This is a genomic window from Knoellia koreensis (assembly GCF_013041615.1).
Taxonomy (GTDB): domain Bacteria; phylum Actinomycetota; class Actinomycetes; order Actinomycetales; family Dermatophilaceae; genus Pedococcus; species Pedococcus koreensis.
The window spans coordinates 1-16,524 of sequence record NZ_JABEPQ010000007.1; the positions used below are offsets into that span (position 1 = coordinate 1).

At 68.4% G+C, this 16,524-nt stretch carries 19 protein-coding genes; 6 read left to right on the plus strand and 13 right to left on the minus strand.

All coding sequences use genetic code 11. The annotated features are described in order from the left end of the window. Positions 1–1,013 (plus strand): DUF1998 domain-containing protein (locus HJG52_RS19460; protein ID WP_206071181.1); only part of this gene is annotated, 1,013 nt, incomplete at its 5' end. Positions 1,014–1,091: 78 nt separating this feature from the next. Here HJG52_RS19460 and HJG52_RS19465 read toward each other — a convergent pair. The 6 genes from HJG52_RS19465 to selD all read right to left on the minus strand — a co-directional run bounded on the left by HJG52_RS19465 (position 1,092) and on the right by selD (position 6,328). Further along, on the minus strand, positions 1,092–2,312 hold the full coding sequence (locus HJG52_RS19465) for a hypothetical protein (protein WP_171245309.1): 1,221 nt from the start codon (positions 2,310–2,312) through the stop codon (positions 1,092–1,094). A gap of 65 nt (positions 2,313–2,377) precedes the next feature. After that, positions 2,378–3,829: a DNA cytosine methyltransferase gene (locus HJG52_RS19470; RefSeq protein ID WP_346767863.1), complete on the minus strand. Its 1,452-nt coding sequence runs from the start codon at positions 3,827–3,829 to the stop codon at positions 2,378–2,380. Between the two features lie 157 nt (positions 3,830–3,986). Then, a complete protein-coding gene (locus HJG52_RS21800; protein WP_171245311.1) occupies positions 3,987–4,394 on the minus strand; it encodes a DNA mismatch endonuclease Vsr in 408 nt (135 codons plus the stop codon). A gap of 38 nt (positions 4,395–4,432) precedes the next feature. Then, positions 4,433–4,933 carry a hypothetical protein gene (locus tag HJG52_RS19480; protein WP_171245312.1) on the minus strand — a complete coding sequence of 167 codons (501 nt, stop codon included), beginning with the start codon at positions 4,931–4,933 and terminating at the stop codon, positions 4,433–4,435. A gap of 66 nt (positions 4,934–4,999) precedes the next feature. Beyond that, complete coding sequence (locus HJG52_RS19485) at positions 5,000–5,182, minus strand: YegP family protein (RefSeq protein WP_171245313.1); 183 nt, start codon at positions 5,180–5,182, stop codon at positions 5,000–5,002. Between the two features lie 150 nt (positions 5,183–5,332). Beyond that, positions 5,333–6,328, minus strand: a complete 996-nt coding sequence (gene selD, locus HJG52_RS19490) for a selenide, water dikinase SelD (RefSeq protein WP_171245314.1) — start codon at positions 6,326–6,328, stop codon at positions 5,333–5,335. Positions 6,329–6,384: 56 nt separating this feature from the next. Between selD and selA the strand changes: the two genes are divergently transcribed. After that, on the plus strand, positions 6,385–7,686 hold the full coding sequence (selA, locus tag HJG52_RS19495; RefSeq protein ID WP_171245315.1) for an L-seryl-tRNA(Sec) selenium transferase: 1,302 nt from the start codon (positions 6,385–6,387) through the stop codon (positions 7,684–7,686). 6 nt (positions 7,687–7,692) lie between these two features. On the opposite strand, the gene HJG52_RS21805 is transcribed toward selA, so the two are convergent. From HJG52_RS21805 to HJG52_RS21950, 6 genes are all read right to left on the minus strand, one after another. Next, complete coding sequence (locus HJG52_RS21805; RefSeq protein WP_171245316.1) at positions 7,693–9,261, minus strand: LGFP repeat-containing protein; 1,569 nt, start codon at positions 9,259–9,261, stop codon at positions 7,693–7,695. Further along, positions 9,258–9,785, minus strand: coding sequence for a hypothetical protein (locus tag HJG52_RS19505; protein ID WP_171245317.1), 528 nt, complete (start codon positions 9,783–9,785; stop codon positions 9,258–9,260). The genes HJG52_RS21805 and HJG52_RS19505 overlap by 4 nt, the downstream gene beginning before the upstream one ends. After that, positions 9,764–10,387 carry a hypothetical protein gene (locus HJG52_RS19510; protein WP_171245318.1) on the minus strand — a complete coding sequence of 208 codons (624 nt, stop codon included), beginning with the start codon at positions 10,385–10,387 and terminating at the stop codon, positions 9,764–9,766. The genes HJG52_RS19505 and HJG52_RS19510 overlap by 22 nt, the downstream gene beginning before the upstream one ends. 97 nt (positions 10,388–10,484) lie before the next feature. Then, complete coding sequence (locus HJG52_RS19515; RefSeq protein WP_171245319.1) at positions 10,485–11,282, minus strand: hypothetical protein; 798 nt, start codon at positions 11,280–11,282, stop codon at positions 10,485–10,487. A gap of 1 nt (position 11,283) precedes the next feature. Further along, complete coding sequence (locus tag HJG52_RS19520; RefSeq protein ID WP_171245320.1) at positions 11,284–11,811, minus strand: MauE/DoxX family redox-associated membrane protein; 528 nt, start codon at positions 11,809–11,811, stop codon at positions 11,284–11,286. Positions 11,812–11,915: 104 nt separating this feature from the next. Then, positions 11,916–12,812: a hypothetical protein gene (locus HJG52_RS21950; protein WP_206071182.1), complete on the minus strand. Its 897-nt coding sequence runs from the start codon at positions 12,810–12,812 to the stop codon at positions 11,916–11,918. A 183-nt stretch (positions 12,813–12,995) separates the two neighbouring features. Here HJG52_RS21950 and HJG52_RS19530 point away from each other — a divergent pair, with 183 nt between their 5' ends. Next, positions 12,996–13,514 carry a peptidylprolyl isomerase gene (locus tag HJG52_RS19530; RefSeq protein WP_171245321.1) on the plus strand — a complete coding sequence of 173 codons (519 nt, stop codon included), beginning with the start codon at positions 12,996–12,998 and terminating at the stop codon, positions 13,512–13,514. 82 nt (positions 13,515–13,596) lie between these two features. Next, entirely contained in the window at positions 13,597–14,502 is a 906-nt protein-coding gene (locus tag HJG52_RS19535; protein ID WP_171245322.1) for a rhomboid family intramembrane serine protease, read from the plus strand. A 252-nt stretch (positions 14,503–14,754) separates the two neighbouring features. Here the strand turns inward: HJG52_RS19535 and HJG52_RS19540 are convergent, their stop codons facing one another. Continuing rightward, positions 14,755–15,003 carry a cell division protein CrgA gene (locus HJG52_RS19540; protein WP_171245323.1) on the minus strand — a complete coding sequence of 83 codons (249 nt, stop codon included), beginning with the start codon at positions 15,001–15,003 and terminating at the stop codon, positions 14,755–14,757. Positions 15,004–15,091: 88 nt separating this feature from the next. Here HJG52_RS19540 and HJG52_RS19545 point away from each other — a divergent pair, with 88 nt between their 5' ends. Next, complete coding sequence (locus HJG52_RS19545; protein WP_171245324.1) at positions 15,092–15,844, plus strand: DUF881 domain-containing protein; 753 nt, start codon at positions 15,092–15,094, stop codon at positions 15,842–15,844. After that, entirely contained in the window at positions 15,841–16,524 is a 684-nt protein-coding gene (locus tag HJG52_RS19550) for a class E sortase (protein ID WP_346767865.1), read from the plus strand. Before HJG52_RS19545 ends, HJG52_RS19550 begins: the two co-directional genes overlap by 4 nt.

The window sequence follows — 16,524 nt, forward strand, 5'->3', positions numbered from 1 at the left end:
CAACCCGGGCTTGGGTTTGGGCTCTGTCATCTACTCCAACCTTTCGAAACGGACGAAACGTAGCCGTCTCCTGGTTGGGTGTTTCAGCCGGGCTCTGGTGTATTAACTCTGACGCGGAAGGGGACCAAGGCAAACTGCTGACGATCAACACCAACGGCGGCCGCCTCTTCCAGACCGACCGCCAGCCTGACGGCAGCCACATTGTTCGGGAGGATCCAACCCAACCAGGCGGCTTCGGGATCGGCGACATACGCGTGACCGATGCTCTCATGATCGTCCTAGCCCGTCTCGATATCGAGGGCGGCGTCGTGCCGATCCTCGAGAGGCAGTCAACTAGCGGCCGGGCCGCGCTTTACTCGTTCGCAGAGGCTCTCCGCCGGGGAGTTCAGGCGGAGCTCGATGTCGACCCGAGTGAAGTCACCGTCGGTCTCCAGCCACGCCGAGCGGGCGATGTGGTGACTGCAGGCATCTACGTGGCGGATCAGCTCGAGAACGGGGCCGGCTACGCCTCGGAATTGGGGCGGGGTGATCGACTTGTGCGGGTGGTCGCACGGATCGCCGATGACCTCGGCGCGATATGGTCCGCTGCCTCACACCAGAGTTGCGATTCCTCGTGCCCTGACTGCCTTCGTTCCTACGACAACCGTCATCTCCACCCAATGCTGGACTGGCGTCTTGCGCTCGACATCGCAGAACTCGCGCTCGGTCGCCGGGCGTCAGCTGACCGTTGGGCTCCAATCACTCGCCGCACCACCGAACAGTTCGCTGATGCATTCAGCGACTCGCTGGGGCACATCGAGGTGGGGAAGCAAGCGGGGGTGTCTTTCGTCGCTCATGGTCAACGAGTAGTCGGACTTGGGCATCCTCTGTGGCGAGCAGACTCGATGTCAGTCACGAACCCGCGCGGAGTTTTCGTGGCATCAATGACCGGAAACGGGCGGATCGCCACGGTCGTGGACGGCCGTCTCGCGGCGGCCTTCCCAGAGAAGATCTTCCGGGAACTGCAGGCATGAAGGGGTTTTGCGGGGCCGAGGATCTCATCGTGGCAGCGCGCCTTGCTGTTGGGGACTCGCGCTCGTGGACTATTGCACCTAGTCGCTCGCAGGCACAATCGATCTGGTGTAGATCAGGAAGTTGTCGATGTCCTTCTTCCTGATGGACACCTTGGCCTTGCGCGGCTTGCCATCGGGCTGGCGGAAGTCTTTCTGAAAGTCCTTGAGGACGATGCCGACGTTCGCTGGGTTGACTTCGAGGATGTTTACTCGCATAAACCGCACGGCCTCCTTGAACCTGCCTTGGTAGGAGAGGGGGTCGTAGGTGCCCTTTCGTCCGACGTGCCCTACGGAGCGGCGCCACTCGTTCCACGCAATCGTGGCCAGGTTGCTGTTGTCACGGCTGTGCCATGTCTCGTGCTCGAAGATGACGTACCAGAACCGACCGAAGGTATCGAGCGCCCGCAGGAAGTCGTCCTTGTCGTTGCCGGGTGAGTCGCTGACGGCGATGCTTGATGCCTTAAGATCCCCGTAGTACTCCAAGGACCCGTCGCGGAGAAAACGTAGATCGTAGTCGAACGCGCCCCTTCGCTTCTCCTTCTGCACCTGAACGTGCTGGGTCAGACCATGTGCAGCCAGGTACTGGTGGAGGCGGTACTCGACGTAGAAGCCGGCCCACTCGTTCTGGAAGGTGTCTGGCCACCTCGCGGCATGCATTTCCTGGACCGCGGTTAGGCCCTCGATTCTCATTCCGTCCATGAACTTCGTGCTGAAGCCGTCGAACACATCAATGTGCGCGTTCTTCTCCGAATAGCCGGTCAGTAGGTACGTGGCTAGTTGGTCGCCTCGTATGCTCGTGAGCCGGTTTCCATTCTTGTCCTCGCGCGAAAACTGACCCGCTGTCTGGGCTTGGTAGAGATCGTTAGTCGCGACGTGGGCTGCCGAGTTGTTGACGGCTCGTCGCACATAAGTGGTCGGGTCAAAGTCAACGAAGACGGTGACGTCGCGATAGTGATAGACACCCACGAAACGAGGAGTGAGGCCCTCCCGGACCGCGCCCTGGTGAACTTCGAGCCATCGCTTTGGGATCTGGATGCGCTTCTTGAACTCGGCCCATGGGTATCCGAGATGGGTGACTTGAGCCGCCAAGATTATCTGATTGCCAAACCGCACAACCTTCATGCCCGAATGCGTCTCGAGGGTTGCATCGGGAAGGGCTTCGATGAGCAGTTCGTGCTTCTTGGCGTTGCTAAGTTTGGTGTCGACGTCCTGGACCACGGTCCCGTCGTGGCTCAGTTGGTCGACGTTGACGGTTCCCATGTTCCATTCGTACCAGTCCGAATGGAGCGAGCGGCTCCGGACTGGCCCAGGTCATCGGACGCCTGTCAGACTGCGGCCTTGTCGACCTGTGCTGCATCAAGAATATTGGCCACCGACGGGCCGACCAGAACGGCATCGCCAACGGGGTTGCGCGGAGCACCGAGGACCGTCCGTACCAAGGCCTTAGGAAGATCCGACGAGTTCTGCTCGACGTGAGCCCGGAAGGTGTGCCATGCCGCACCGACAGCCACGCCGTTGCCCACCTGCTTGTACGACGCCTGGTCCCGCTGACTGCCGAACGAGAAGTCACGGCCAAATCCCTGCAACCTGGCTGCTTCGTGGGGCGTAATCCGTCGCCTTCGGCTGCCGATGATCGAGGTCTGGGTGATGGCGACGAGGGCCGGCAGGTACGTGGGAGCCTTGGCGCGGATTCCGGATGGGCGGAAGTGCATGACGGTCTCCCAGAGAGACGCGGTGTCCTGCGCCTGCCACTCGAGCTTGCGACGCGACTCCGGGAACTTGGCGAACGACGGATTGTCCTTCTTCCAAGCCTTGATGATGTCTCTGTGGTCGTCGTAGAACCGAGCATTCTTAACGAGGAAGTCTGCCTTCCACCTCGGCAGGACATCCAGCTCGAGCGGGTCCAGGCCTCGCTCTGGGATCCATGCATCTGCCCAAAGGGGAAACCCGGGTAGCCGGACGCCGCGCTCCGACCACATGCGCTGCACCAAGTCGTCCCAGACGTCGATCCACTGGGTCTCTTCCGGCGTCAAGCGGTACTTGTCGACGTTCGGAATCGCATTGTCGTCATCAAGGATCCACTCGGCGTCCCAATCCTGGACGTCCCAGCCAGCCACTGGTCCTCGAACGACGGTCGGCGGAACGTCAGTCTCCGCCAACGCACGTTCCGTGCCTACGTAGGTGCCGAGGATGAACACCCGGTCCCTTACCTGTGGTGTGCCACCAAGAGAAGGAGGCAGAAAGTGCGGTGAGAAGACGGAAGGTGTCGAGCTGACCCTGTAGCCCAACTCCCGCAAAGTCTGGATGATGACGTCCCACTCGTGTCGGTGCCGTGGCCCGGTTAGGTTGCGGACATTCTCGAGAAGGACGACTGCAGGCGTGCGCTCCTCCAGGATGCGCGCGATGTTCCAGAAGAGGGTTCCCCGCGCTTCATCCATGCCCCGCTGGTATCCCGACTTCGAGAACGGTTGACAGGGAAAGCCTGCGGCAAGGACGTCGTGGTCCGGCACGTCGACCGGGCCATCGTCAGGGGTGGCGATGGTGATGTCGGTGTTGATGACTGGCTGCTGCTCGGCGGGCAGTGGGTCGACCCAGTTTCGCATGTACGTCTGACGGGCCTCGCGGTCGATCTCCGAGACGTAGACACAGCGACCGCCTGCGTGATCAAGCATGGCGTGGAACCCGCCGATACCGGCGAAGAGGTCGACGTAGGTGAACGGTCGAGCCCCAGATTTCATAGTTGATAGCTTAGCTAGCTCAGTGAGCTTGTCAAGCACGCGCGCGGCGTGTGAAAAGTCGGCTGGAAGGGTTTCTGTCATCGGTACGTGGCTCCTGGTCCGGGCACGCTCCCCCCGGCAGGTCACCGACGCGCACTTTCGACGTGTTTGTACTGATATGAATCCAAACAGTCGACACCGACAGGCAGTGGTCTGGTCAGGTCAAGATCCGCGCGGCCACACCCGCCGGATCAGCACGAACGCTGCACTCCCATACGCGCATCACCCTCCAACCCTGCTCCTCCGCCAGGGCGTTTGCACGATGGTCTCGTTCGGTGTTGCGGCGCATCTTGTCAGCCCAGAGCTCGGCGTTCGGTCCGGTCCATGGTGTCCTTCGCCCATGCTCAGGACAGCCGTGCCAAAAGCACCCATCCACGAAGACCGCGAGCCGCCGGCTGGGGAGGACAAAGTCTGGTGTGCATCCCTTGGCTAGCCGAGGGTGAAGCCTGAAGCGTCCACCCGCAGCATGTACGGCCTTCCGCAGCTCCACCTCCGGTGACGTGTTGGTCTTGCGTCGTTTGGCTAGGTGTCGTCCCTCGGACGTGCTGACCCACTTCCCGACCACGCTCCAAACGTTAGGTCAAGGGCATCCGCGGTGCAGTTTCAGGGGGAGAGCAGGGTGAGGGGGACGCGGCAGTTGATGCCGGAGTTGTTGAGCCGGTCGACCAGGCTGTGGCCGTCGATCGTCGGCAGCACGAACGGCGTGGCTTTCCCCGCCGCCAGGGACCGCGCGTACTCGTCGCGGGCGGCGACCAGTCGCTGCCAGTCCTCGAGCCACTCGGCGGCGGGTTGGTCGCGGTCGAGTCGATCGGCCACGAGCGACTGCATCCGCGACACCAGCGCGACGACCGCGTCGTTCTGGGCGTTGATGGCGCCGACCTTCTGCGCCACCGTCGCCCCACGGCCCACCGTCGCAGCAGCGGTGTCGTCACGCAGCTGGGCGCACGCCACCCCGCCCAGGGCTGCGATGTCGGGTTCCTCGACGCGCGAGGGGTCGTCGGCCGTGGCATAGCTCCACAACCGGCTCAGCGCGACGGCGACCACCAGCACGGCCAGCGTCACCGCCACCCGCCCGGACCACCAGCGCCAGCTCTTCCCCGACATCGCACCCCCATCCTCACGTCCCGTCGCGCTCCCGCAACCGGAACCTGAGTCACCCCCGTTCGGGGCCTACCCCGTGACCTCCACGACGGCAGCACCCGGCGCGTTCTTCTGCACCGACTCGATGCCGTTCTGCGCGGCGGTCTTCGACTCGTAGGCCTCGCCGACCGCGATCGTCTGGCCGTTGCCTGCCTTGAGGCGGAACCGCCACTTGCCCGCCTTGTCCTGGTACAGCTCGAACTTCCCCGCCATCACGGCACCTCCGTCTACTCGGTCCAGCAACGAAACAGCACCCGCACGTACTCAGTAGTCCGCACCATAGGCCCGCTCACCGTTCTGCACCAGCGCCTCTCAGGTGATCTTCAGGAGAGACGCCTTCGGGAGAGACGTCGGGTATGCCGCTCAGCGCAGTGAGATTCGTGCGTCACCCTCCGTGGTGCGTCCGATCACCGGGTAACCGGGGACCTCCCCCACGACCAACAGCCCGCCGCTGGTCTGGGCGTCGGCCAGCAGCAGCAGATCGTCTTCTCCGACACCAGATCCCGCGTCGACGTGTGGCCGCACCCAGTCGAGGTTGCGCCGCGTCCCGCCGCTGACGAACCCGTCCCACAGCGCCTCCCGCGCACCGTCCAGCACCGGCACCGCGCCGACCTCGAGCTCGGCGCCCACCCCCGAGGCGCGCAGCATCTTCCACAGGTGCCCCAGCAGCCCGAACCCCGTCACGTCCGTCGCCGCCCGCGCCCCAGCTCCCAACGCCGCCGCCGAAGCCGCGTCGTTGAGCGCCACCATCGACGAGATCGCCTGCGGGAACACCTCCCCCGTCGCCTTGTGCCGGTTGTTCAGCAGCCCCACCCCGATCGGCTTGGTCAATGTGATCGGCAACCCAGCGGCCGCAGAGTCGTTGCGCAGCAACCGATTCGGGTCGGCCAGCCCCGTCACCGCCATGCCGTACTTCGGCTCCGGGTCGTCGATCGAGTGACCGCCGGCCACCGCACACCCGGCCACCGCGGCCACGTCGAGCCCACCTCGCAACACCTCGCGCAGCAGCTCCATCGGCAGCACCGACCGCGGCCATCCGACGAGGTTGATCGCCAGCACCGGCCGCCCACCCATGGCGTAGACGTCGGACAGCGCGTTGGCCGCCACGATCCGGCCGAAGTCGTACGCGTCGTCCACCACTGGCGTGAAGAAGTCGGCCGTCGAGATGACCGCTTGGTCACCCGCGATCCGTACCACCGCTCCGTCGTCGCCGTCGTCGAGCCCGACCAGGACGTCGCCCGACGCCTGTCCCACCAGGTCGCCGACGATCGACTCGAGCTCCCCCGGAGGGATCTTGCAGGCGCACCCGCCGCCCGCGGCATACTGCGTCAACCGCACCGTCCCGACCGTCGCACCCATGGTGCCTAGGCTAATCTCGCGGGTCAGGCCACGCTCACGTCGGGAGAGGACACGGTATGCCGGACGCGCACCAGGGCGACCCCCGTCGCCGAGTGCCCCGCACCGATGCCATCCTCGCCGATCCCCTTGTGGCAGAAGCGATCTCGCGCCACGGACGCGACCGCGTGAAGCAGGCCGTCGGCACCGCCCAGCAGCAGGTTCGCGATGGCGCGCTCACCCCGGATGACGTCGTGAACGCCACCCTTGCCGCACTCCCGCTCCACCGCAGCAGCCTCACCCCGGTCCTCAACGCCACCGGTGTCGTCATCCACACCAACGTCGGACGGGCGCCCCTCTCCACCGCCGCCGTCGAGGCGATCGCCGACGCGGCCGGGTACGTCGACGTCGAGCTCGACCTGGAGACCGGGCAGCGGTCGCGGCGCGGGCGCGGCCTCCTCGCCGCCCTGCTGCGCCGGGTGCCCGATGCCGAGGCCGCCCTCGTCGTCAACAACGGTGCCGCCGCCCTCGTCCTCGCCACCACGGCCCTCGCCGCTGGCAAGGAGGTCGTCGTGAGCCGCGGTGAGATGGTCGAGATCGGCGACGGCTTCCGGCTGCCCGACCTGATCGCCAGCACCGGCGCCCGGCTGCGCGAGGTCGGCACGACCAACCGCACGACCATCGCCGACTACGAGGACGCGCTCGGCACCGACACCGGCTGCATCCTCAAGGTGCACCCCAGCAACTTCCGGGTCGAGGGTTTCACCGCGCAGGTCCCCGTCGAGCAGCTCGCCTCGCTCGGCCCGCCCGTGGTGCACGACATCGGCAGCGGCCTGCTCTCCCCCGACCCGCTGTTGCCCGACGAGCCCGACGCCACCACGGCCCTGCGCGCCGGGGCGGCCGTCGTCACCGCCAGTGGGGACAAGCTGCTCGGCGGGCCCCAGGCCGGCATCCTGCTCGGCCGTGCCGACGAGGTCGAACGCATCCGCCGGCACCCCCTGGCCCGCGCCGTCCGCGCCGACAAGCTCGCCCTCGCCGCGCTCGAGGCGACGGTGACCGGCCCACCCGCTCCGGTCACGGCATACCTGCACGCGGACCCCGACCAGCTGCGCACCCGCTGCGAGCGCCTCGCGGCAGCCACCCCACCCGAACTGAACGCCACCATCATCCAAACTCACGGCGTCGTCGGCGGTGGCGGCGCACCCGGCCTCACCCTGCCCAGCTGGGCCGTCTCCCTCCCCGAGGACTGTGCCGCCCGGCTGCGCACCCAGCCACGACCGGTCCTCGCACGCGTTGACCGCGGGCGTTGCCTCGTCGACCTCAGATGCATCCCGCCAGACGCGGATCACCTTGTCGCAGAAGCCATCTCGCAGCTGCCCTGAGCTGCCTCACGCGACGATCGTGCCGCCTTCGAAGGTGCAGGTGAGACGTCCGTCTGCGGTGGAGGTGGTGTCGGTGAGCGGGTACCCGTACCGTCCGGTCGCACCACCGGCGGACTTCCACTGGGCGAGGACCGCGCCGACGACCCGGCGCGCGGGACCACTGCCCAGAGCCCAGAGCTCGCCACCCTGGAACACCTGGTGCCGCCCCCGCGACTCGACCACCTCCCCCGCGACCGGATAGGCGAGCACCCCCTGCTGTCGCGACGCGGCCGCCCACGCGGTCGCCATCACGCCCAGGACCAGCTGGGTGGAGGTGCTGGCCGAGTCGGTGATGGCGCCACCCTGGAACAGCTGGAGCCAGCCCGAGTCGCGCAGGTTGAAGGCGCAGGCCCCGGTCGGGTAGCCGAGGCTGCCGTTCTCCCTCCCCGCCTGGACCCACCGGGTGTAACGAATGTTGTGCACCACCTGCGTCGTCGTGCTCGCCGAGTCGGTGATGGCGCCACCCTGGAACGGTTGCAGCCAGCCCGAGTCGCGCAGGTTGAAGGCGCAGGCCCCGGTCGGGTACCCGAGCAGCCCCTTCTCCCGACCCTCGGCCTGCCACTTGGTCCACCGGATGTCGTAGACGACCTGGGTGGTGGTCCCCGCCGAGTCGGTGACGCAGCCGCGTTGGAAGATCTGGATCCAGCCTCCGTCGCGCAGGCCGGTGATCTGGTCGGAGGTGGGGTAGCCCATCGCCCCGAGCGGACCGCCCATGGCCTGCCACTTGCTGTCGATCCAGCTGTAGACGGCGCGAGTGCCGTGAGCCCTGGTCGTGACGATCTTGCCGCCTTGGTACTGCACGAAGGTCCCGATCCCGTCCCCCACGGACTTGATCGGCCCGGTCGAGGCCTTGAGGTACGACGCCTGGGCACCCATGTCCCGGTACTTCTGCTCGATGACGCCCCAGCGCGGTAGCAGCGACGTGCTGTGCTCGCTGGTGCGGTTGTCCGAGAGTGACGCGGTGGTGCACGAGGTCCACCGGTACGGCGGGACGCAGCTGACCACCCGGCAGTGGACGCCGCCGGAACACTTCACCTGCGTGTTGCACTGGCCGTAGCGGAAGGCGTTGCAGCAGATGCGCCGCTGGTCACAGGTCGCGGTGGAGCCGGTGCCGCAGGAGCAGTTCCAGCAGCGGCTGTCGCAGATGCCGTCGCTGCAGCCGGTTGTGCACTTCGTGCAGGCTGCGTTGCAGTCCACGATGTAGCGGTAGCCGCCGCCGCACCAGGACGAGTCCGCGGCCTTCCACCAGCCTGCGGCGAAGCTGCCGGGCGGGCAGGCGTTGGTGCCCTTGTTGATCGTGGCGCAGAAGACGGTCCACCCGCTCGACGCCGTGTTCCCCGGTCCACAGATCGTCGCGTATGCCGCGACCGGCCGAAGCACGTAGTCCTTGGGTTTGGTGGCCAGCGCCGTGGCCGCCACGGTGGTGCCGAGCAGGACGCTGCGCCGGCTCACGGGGCGGAAGGCACGGGCCAGCCTGGTGACCAGGCCCGCCATCCCGCGCGTCTCGGCGTTGTTGATGTCCTCGAGCGTGCTCACGGTCGCCCTCCCTGTCGGCGCATCGTGTCGCGGTCGGTGATGTGCAGGGTGCGCACCAGCTGCGCTGCTCGCTGCACCGACGCCATGCGGCGGGCATGGCTGCCAAGGACGGTGAACAGGCAGAAGGCACGACCGCCGCTGCTGAAGAACTGCTGGCTCGCGCTCATCCCGGGCAGGGGTCGCTGCATCCGGTTCGGTGCGAACTGCGAGGGTGCGAGCCTGGGTAGCCCTTGGCGTTCGAACAGACCCTGGTCGGCGACCTCCGGGCCGTAGTCGACCAGCGCGACGAACACGTCGTCGGGCCCCAGCAGGTCGACGACCCCGCTGCCGAAGTCGCCGCGGTCGGCGGGCAGGGCCCGGGTGCAGGCATGCAGCACACCACGCGTGACGTCGCCGTCGTCGCGCTGTCCGGCTGCGACCCGGCCGTTCGCCGCGGTCAGCGGTGGCTCCTCACCAGGTCGCCGGGTCACCTCGACGTACCAGCCTCGTGGCGCGTCGGCCTTCATGCCGTAACGGTCAGCCATGCTCCGCTCCCGATCGCCGCGGCGAGCAGCACCAGTGCCGCTCCTCCCAGAGCCACCATAGCCACCAGGTCGACCGGACGCGCCCACCGCTCGACCAGCGTGAACACCCCGTGCAGAGCCTCGCGGTCGCGAACCCGCGCCATCAGCAGGGAGGGCAGCGCGCGCACCAGACCGAAGACGCCACCGATGACCAGTCCCGCGCGCAGGTCACCTGACAGCACGGCCAGGAGCGCCACGGCATACGTCGTCGCACTCGTGATGATGGTGACCAGACCGAAACCCAGCTGGCCCCCGAAACCCAGACCCATCACCCAGCCCCGGTAGCGGTCGAGCCACGCCACGTCGACCTGTCGCCGCCACGAGGGCAGCGTTGCTCCGCCCACGCGCAGGTCGAGCGCCAGCCCGAGGAGCAGCAGCGCAGCGACCACCACGAGGGTGGCCGGCGCCGCGCGCACCGGGGCGGGGACGAGGCCGCCGAGGAGGGCGAAGAGACCGCCCAGCGCCAGCCCGCCGACGAGCGAGCCGAGGAGGTATGCCGTGGTGGTCAGCCACCAGCGTGAGTGCCGGGCCCGCTCACCGAGCGGGCTGATGCTCGAGAGCATCGACTCGCCTCAAGGCGACCAGGTGGCGCGGGCGGCGGCCACGACGGCCATCGGCACACCCAGGACGAGGGCGAATGCGGTGAGGCTCACGGCGGGCTCACGGGTGGCGCCGCGGATCGACCGGCTCGGCGTCCGGCGGCTCGTAGAGGCTGGGGTGCCCGGGCTCGATCCCGGCGCCGCGCAGCTCCTCGTCGATGCGCGGGATGCTGTCGCGGTCTCCGGGAAGCGACCCGGGGCCGGTGCGGCCGGCCGCAGCTCTGGCCTGCGCGGTCTCGGCGACGCCCTGCGCCATGAGGTCGCGGACCTGCGGCCAGGTCGTCGCGGACCCCTCTCCGGTCACGGTGCCACCCTCGACGAAGACGAAGTACGGCGAGCCGGGGATGTCGTAGTCGACCCAGGCGCGCGTCGACTGGATGACGTCGAGGCTCCCCGCGAGTTTGCGCAATGCGCTCGGTGACTCGTCCTCCGGACCCTTGGTCACGACGTGCAGCGTCGCCTCGCCCGGGACATCCACCTCGCGCTGGAACTCCTCCCAGAACGTCTGGCACACCGAGCACCCGCTCGACAGGAACGCCAGCAGCGAGCGCGACCCGGTCGCCGTCACCGGAACGCTGCGGGCCTGCTGGTCGAGGTTGGTGCCGGTGATGTCGTGGGCGGTGGCGGAGTCGTGGCGGGTAGCCGGGACGACCCCGGTCTCGAGCTCGACCGGCACCGGACCCGGCTTGCCGCCGGTCGTCGCTGTCGTGGCGCCGGTGCCCGCTTCCTTCTCCAGCTCCAACCCGGCACCGAGCTCGTGCAGGGCCTTGAGGATCAGCGCGTGGCTGCGCAGGAGGCCGAGCACGAGCATCCCGAGCAGCAGGATCGCGACCCCTTCGACGATGACCGCGGCGAGCACGTCAGCTCCTTCCGGTGCTGCGGACGGCAGCGGGCTTGAGGGTGGGCAGGACGGCCATCACCTGCCAGGCGAGGAACGCGACGAGGGCGGCCAGGGCGACGGTGGTCCAGGTGGTGGCTCCGGTGCTGGACCATGCCGAGACCGGCGGGTCGACGGCGACCGCTGCGGCCACCAGGGCCGCAGCGCCGGTGAGCACCGCGTGCGTGCGGGTCGCCGGGGTGTCGGCCTTGCCGAAGCACCCGCACGAGCCGACCACCCCACCGCGCCGCAGCACACGGACGACGAACACGGTGAAGGCGAGGTATGCCGCGGCGACGAGCGACGCGGCATACCGACCCGGCGCGATGAGCGCCCACAGCCCCACGACCACCTCGGCGAGCGCCCCGACACGCACCGCCGTGCGCCCCGCCGGCAGTCCGGCCGCGCGGATGGCGCGCACGAGGTTCATCGGGTCGACCAGCTTGGGTGCCCCGGCCGCGACGAGCAGCCCCGCCGCGGCGAGGTACGGACCGGCCAGGACGTCCCACATCAGGCGGCCACGCTACCTCGCAGCCCGACACGAGTCAGCCAGACACGAGTCAGGCCACCACCCGCATGGGGTGGTGGCCTGACGTCGGCTTCGCGGGGGTGAGCTCAGTCGAGCTTGTTCTTGGCGTCCTGGGCCACGTCCTTGGCGTCGTCGGCCGCGTCGTTCGCGACACCCTTGGCGTCCTGGGCGACGTCCTTCGCGTCGTCGGCCCGGTCGGAGGCGCGGTCCTTGGCGTCGGCCGCGGTGTCCTTGGCCTTGTCGGCCAGGTCCTTCGCCTTGTCGGTGACGTCGTGGGCGACCTCGGTCGCCTTGTCCTTGGCGGCGGTCGCCTTCTCTTTGGCCGCGTCAGCGAGCGAGGAGACCTTGTCGGCGGCCGTGCTGCCCGAACCGGCGCCGGTCGCACCCGCGCCACCCAGGGTGGACGCGCGACCGGTCGACGGCGCGGTGTACGGGTCGTCCAGCGGGGTGGCCCACGGGTCCTCGCGCGGCGCGCTCTTGCGGAACGCGGCGAACGCGGCCGCGGCAGCAGCCACGACACCGAGGACGATCAGCAGCTTGCCCTTGCCGCGCTTGGGCTTGGCGACCGCGTCGCCCTTGAGCACGGAGAAGGCGTCACCCGAGCGGTCGGCGGCCTCGGTCGCGCCCTCCTTGGCGGCGGCCGACGCGGCGGCGATCGTGGCGACCGCCTCGGCGATACGCGGGAGCACGGTGTCGACGATGGTGTCGCGGGCCTGGTCGACCTTGGGCGCGAGACCCTCGACGGCCTCCTGCACCTTGGGTGCGGCGACCTCGATGCCGTGGTCGACGTGCGGCTTGGCCCAGTCACGGGCGGCCTCGACGTGCGGCTTGGCCTTCTCGGCGGCGGCGCTGGCGCGGTCCTTGGCCACGCCGGCGGCCGGCGCCACGCGCTCCTTGAGCGCCGCGGCATACTCGGCGGCGCTCTGGGCGGTGTTGCTCACCGTCTCGGCGGCCTGCTCGGTCTTGCTCTTGGTACGGAACACCCGTGCCTCCTGAACGTCCGGTGCCGGCTCGGATGAGAACCGGGCTCTCGACCATCCTGCCAAGTTTGCCCACGTCGGCAAGCCCGAGGGGGTGCATTGAGACGTATGCCGCGTCGTCACCGGTGCGCGCCCGTCGCCCCATGCGGGCCCGATGTCCCGACCCCCGCATGGAAGGATGAGCGCATGGACGTCACCCTCAAGACCAACTACGGCGACATCAACGTCGCGCTGTTCCCCGACGCTGCGCCCAAGACCGTGCGCAACTTCATCGGTCTCGCCAAGGGCGAGCAGGAGTACCGCGACGACGCGGGTCGCACCAACCCCACGCCGTTCTACGACGGCCTGATCTTCCACCGCATCATCCCCGGCTTCATGATCCAGGGCGGCTGCCCGGTCGGTCAGGGCTTCGGTGGCCCCGGCTACACCTTCGACGACGAGATCAGCCCCGACAAGGACTTCACCAAGCCCTACATGCTCGCCATGGCCAACGCCGGCAAGCGGATGGGCAAGGGCACCAACGGTTCGCAGTTCTTCATCACCGTCGGCCCCACCACGTGGCTGCAGGGCAAGCACACGATCTTCGGCGAGGTGGCCGACGGCCCGAGCCGTGAGGTCGTCGACAAGATCGCGGCCGTGCCGACCGGTGCGAACGACAAGCCGGTCCAGGACGTTGTCATCGAGCAGGTCGTCGTCCACGACTGACCTGGTTGACCTGCGGTTCGAGGTATTGACGCGCCGGATCCTGGTGCGTTGATACCTCGAACCGCACCAGAGGACTGAGCAGATGAGCGACGATACGGCATACCCAGCGACGCCGCAGGCGCCACCGACCTGCCCGCGGCACCCGGACCGGGTGTCCTACGTGCGCTGCCAGCGCTGCAACCGTCCCGCCTGCCCCGACTGCCAGCGACCCGCGGCCGTCGGCGTGCAGTGCGTCGACTGCCTCAAGGAGCAGGGCAAGACCGTGCGGCAGGGCCGCACCGTCTTCGGCGGCCAGGTGCAGGCCGCCCCGGTCGTGTCCTACGTCATCATCGGCATCTGCGTGCTGGTCTACCTGCTGCAGATGACGCGGCGCGGGTTCACCGCCGAGATCGCCTTCGCGCCCGCGCTCGGCAAGGACGAGCCGTGGCGCTTCCTCACCTCGGCGTTCGCGCACAGCACCAGCCAGATCACGCACATCCTGTTCAACATGCTGGCCCTGTGGATGGTCGGCGCCCAGTACCTCGAGCGGCTGCTGGGCGGCGCCCGGTACGCCGCGGTCTACCTCATCTCCGCCTTCGGCGGCAGCGTCTGCTACCTCTTGCTGAGCTCGCCCCCGACACCGGCCGACCTGGCTGCCGGCGACTTCGGCAACTGGTACCAGTTCGCCGTCGGCGCCTCGGGTGCGGTGTTCGGGCTGTTCGGCGCGCTCGTCGTGCTCAACCGCAAGCTCAACCTCTCCAGCGCCGGGATGTGGGCGACGATCGCCATCAACGCGGTCATCGGTTTCGTCATCCCCAACATCGCCTGGCAAGCCCACCTCGGCGGCATCATCACCGGCGCCGCCTGCGCCGCGGTGATCGCGGCGTTCAACGCCCCGGAGCGCCGGCGCTACCAGTGGCCGGCCCTGGCCGGCATCGTCGTGGTGCTGGTCGTGCTCGCGGCGGCCAAGTACGCCTCGGTGGGCAGCTACCCGCAGCTGCTCGGCTGAGCTGCGTTCGAGCCGCCCTGAACTTTGGCCCAAAGTACGTCTGTGCCGGGAACGTTCCCGGCACCCTCGAACTTTGACCCAAAGTTCGAGGGGCTGGATTACACAGCTGTCATTTGTCCCCAGCTGTGAACAACCCTGTGGACAACCTCACCTGACCGTTCCCTGTGGACACGCAAAGGCGCCGGTATGCCGGGTGGTCACCACCCGGCATACCGGCGCCTTGAGCGTGTGGTCGCCGCTGGGAAGGTGCGCTCAGCGCCAGCGGGTCGTCATGCCGAACCCGATGAGCATGAGGCCGAAGCCGATGCCGAGGTTCCACCGGCCGAGCGACTCGATCGGGTACTGCTGCGACGTGATGTAGAAGACGACGATCCACAGCAGCCCCAGGATCATCAGGGCCAGCATGACCGGCACGAACCAGACCGGGTTGCCGACCTTGGGCTTGGCGGGCTTGCTCGGCGGGGTGTAGGCGCGCTTGGCGCGGCCCTTGGACTCCGGCACGGGAGGCGCTCCTTGCAGGTCGAGGCAGGTGGGTCGGTGTGGGGCGAGCGGTGTTCGCCCCCCGTCAGGTGTGCCTTAGCGTAGTGCCATGGTGGGCCAACAGCTGACGTGGTTGACGCGTCGACCCACCTTCTGGTCGGCGGTCGTGCCGCTGGTGGCCGTCGCGGCCGGGGTGCTGTTCGCGACCAGCGCCACCACGGCCAAGGGCACCGACCTGCGGGCCTCCGGTGGCGACCTGCCCGGGCTGATCCGCTCCGAGACCCGGCAGAACACCCTCGCGGGGCAGCGGCTGGGGCAGGTCCGCTCCGAGGTCGACCGGCTGAGCAGCCAGCAGGCACCCGGCGACCTGCGGGTCACCCAGCTGTCGCGCAAGGCCGACTCGCTGGCGCTCGCCGCTGGCACCGAGTCGGTGCGTGGCTCGGTTGTCGAGGTCAGCCTCAACGACGCCAAGATCGTCCCGGACCCGCTGCCCGACGGCATCTCGCTGGACTCCTACGTCGTGCACCAGCAGGACGTTCAGGCGGTGGTCAACGCGCTGTGGAAGGGCGGGGCCGAGGCGATGATGCTGATGGACCAGCGGGTCATCTCCACCAGCGCCGTGCGCTGCGTCGGCAACACGCTCATCCTCCAGGGCCGGGTCTACTCCCCGCCCTACCGCATCCGGGCGATGGGCGACCCGCAGGCGCTGCAACGGGCGCTCGACGAAAGCAGGACGGTGCAGATCTACCGCGAGTACGTCGACGCCCTCGGTCTGGGCTATGACGTCCAGACCCTTCCCGACGTGACCTTCCCGGCGTATGCCGGCTCCACCGCGCTGCACTACGCGAAGGCCGGCGCGTGAAGGCGCTGCGCTGGTCGCTCGGCGTCGTCGGCGACCTGCTCGTGACCGCCGGGCTGGTGCTGCTGCTCTTCGTCGCCTGGCAGCTGTGGTGGACCGACGTCACCGCCAACAGGGTGCAGGACCAGACGATCGCCCGGCTCGACCGCGAGTTCAGCCGGCCCGCGCCGGCCAGCGCGAACGAGAAGCCCAAGGCCGTGCCGTTCGGTGAGGCGTTCGCGATCCTGCGGATCCCGCGGCTGGGGGCCGACTACGCCCGCCCGGTGCTCGAGGGCACGAGCCTGGACATCCTCGACGAGGGTGTCGGGCACTACAAGGACACCGCGCTGCCGGGCGTCGTCGGCAACTTCGCCGTGGCCGGCCACCGCACGACGTACGGGCGGCCGTTCCATGACATCGACAAGCTGCAGCCGGGTGACAAGGTGGTCGTCGAGACGAAGACGACCTACTTCGTCTACGTCGTGCGCAGCCACAAGATCGTGCTGCCGACCGCGGTCGAGGTCATCGCCCCCGTGCCGGACAAGCCCGGTGCCAAGCCGACCGAGCGGTGGATGACGATGACGGCCTGCCACCCCAAGTACAGCGCCGCCCAGCGGTACATCGTCTTCGCCCAGCTCGAGAAGTCCTACCCACGTGCCAAGGGCCTGCCGGCCGGCACCCTCGCCGTCCCGAAGGGGGCCTGA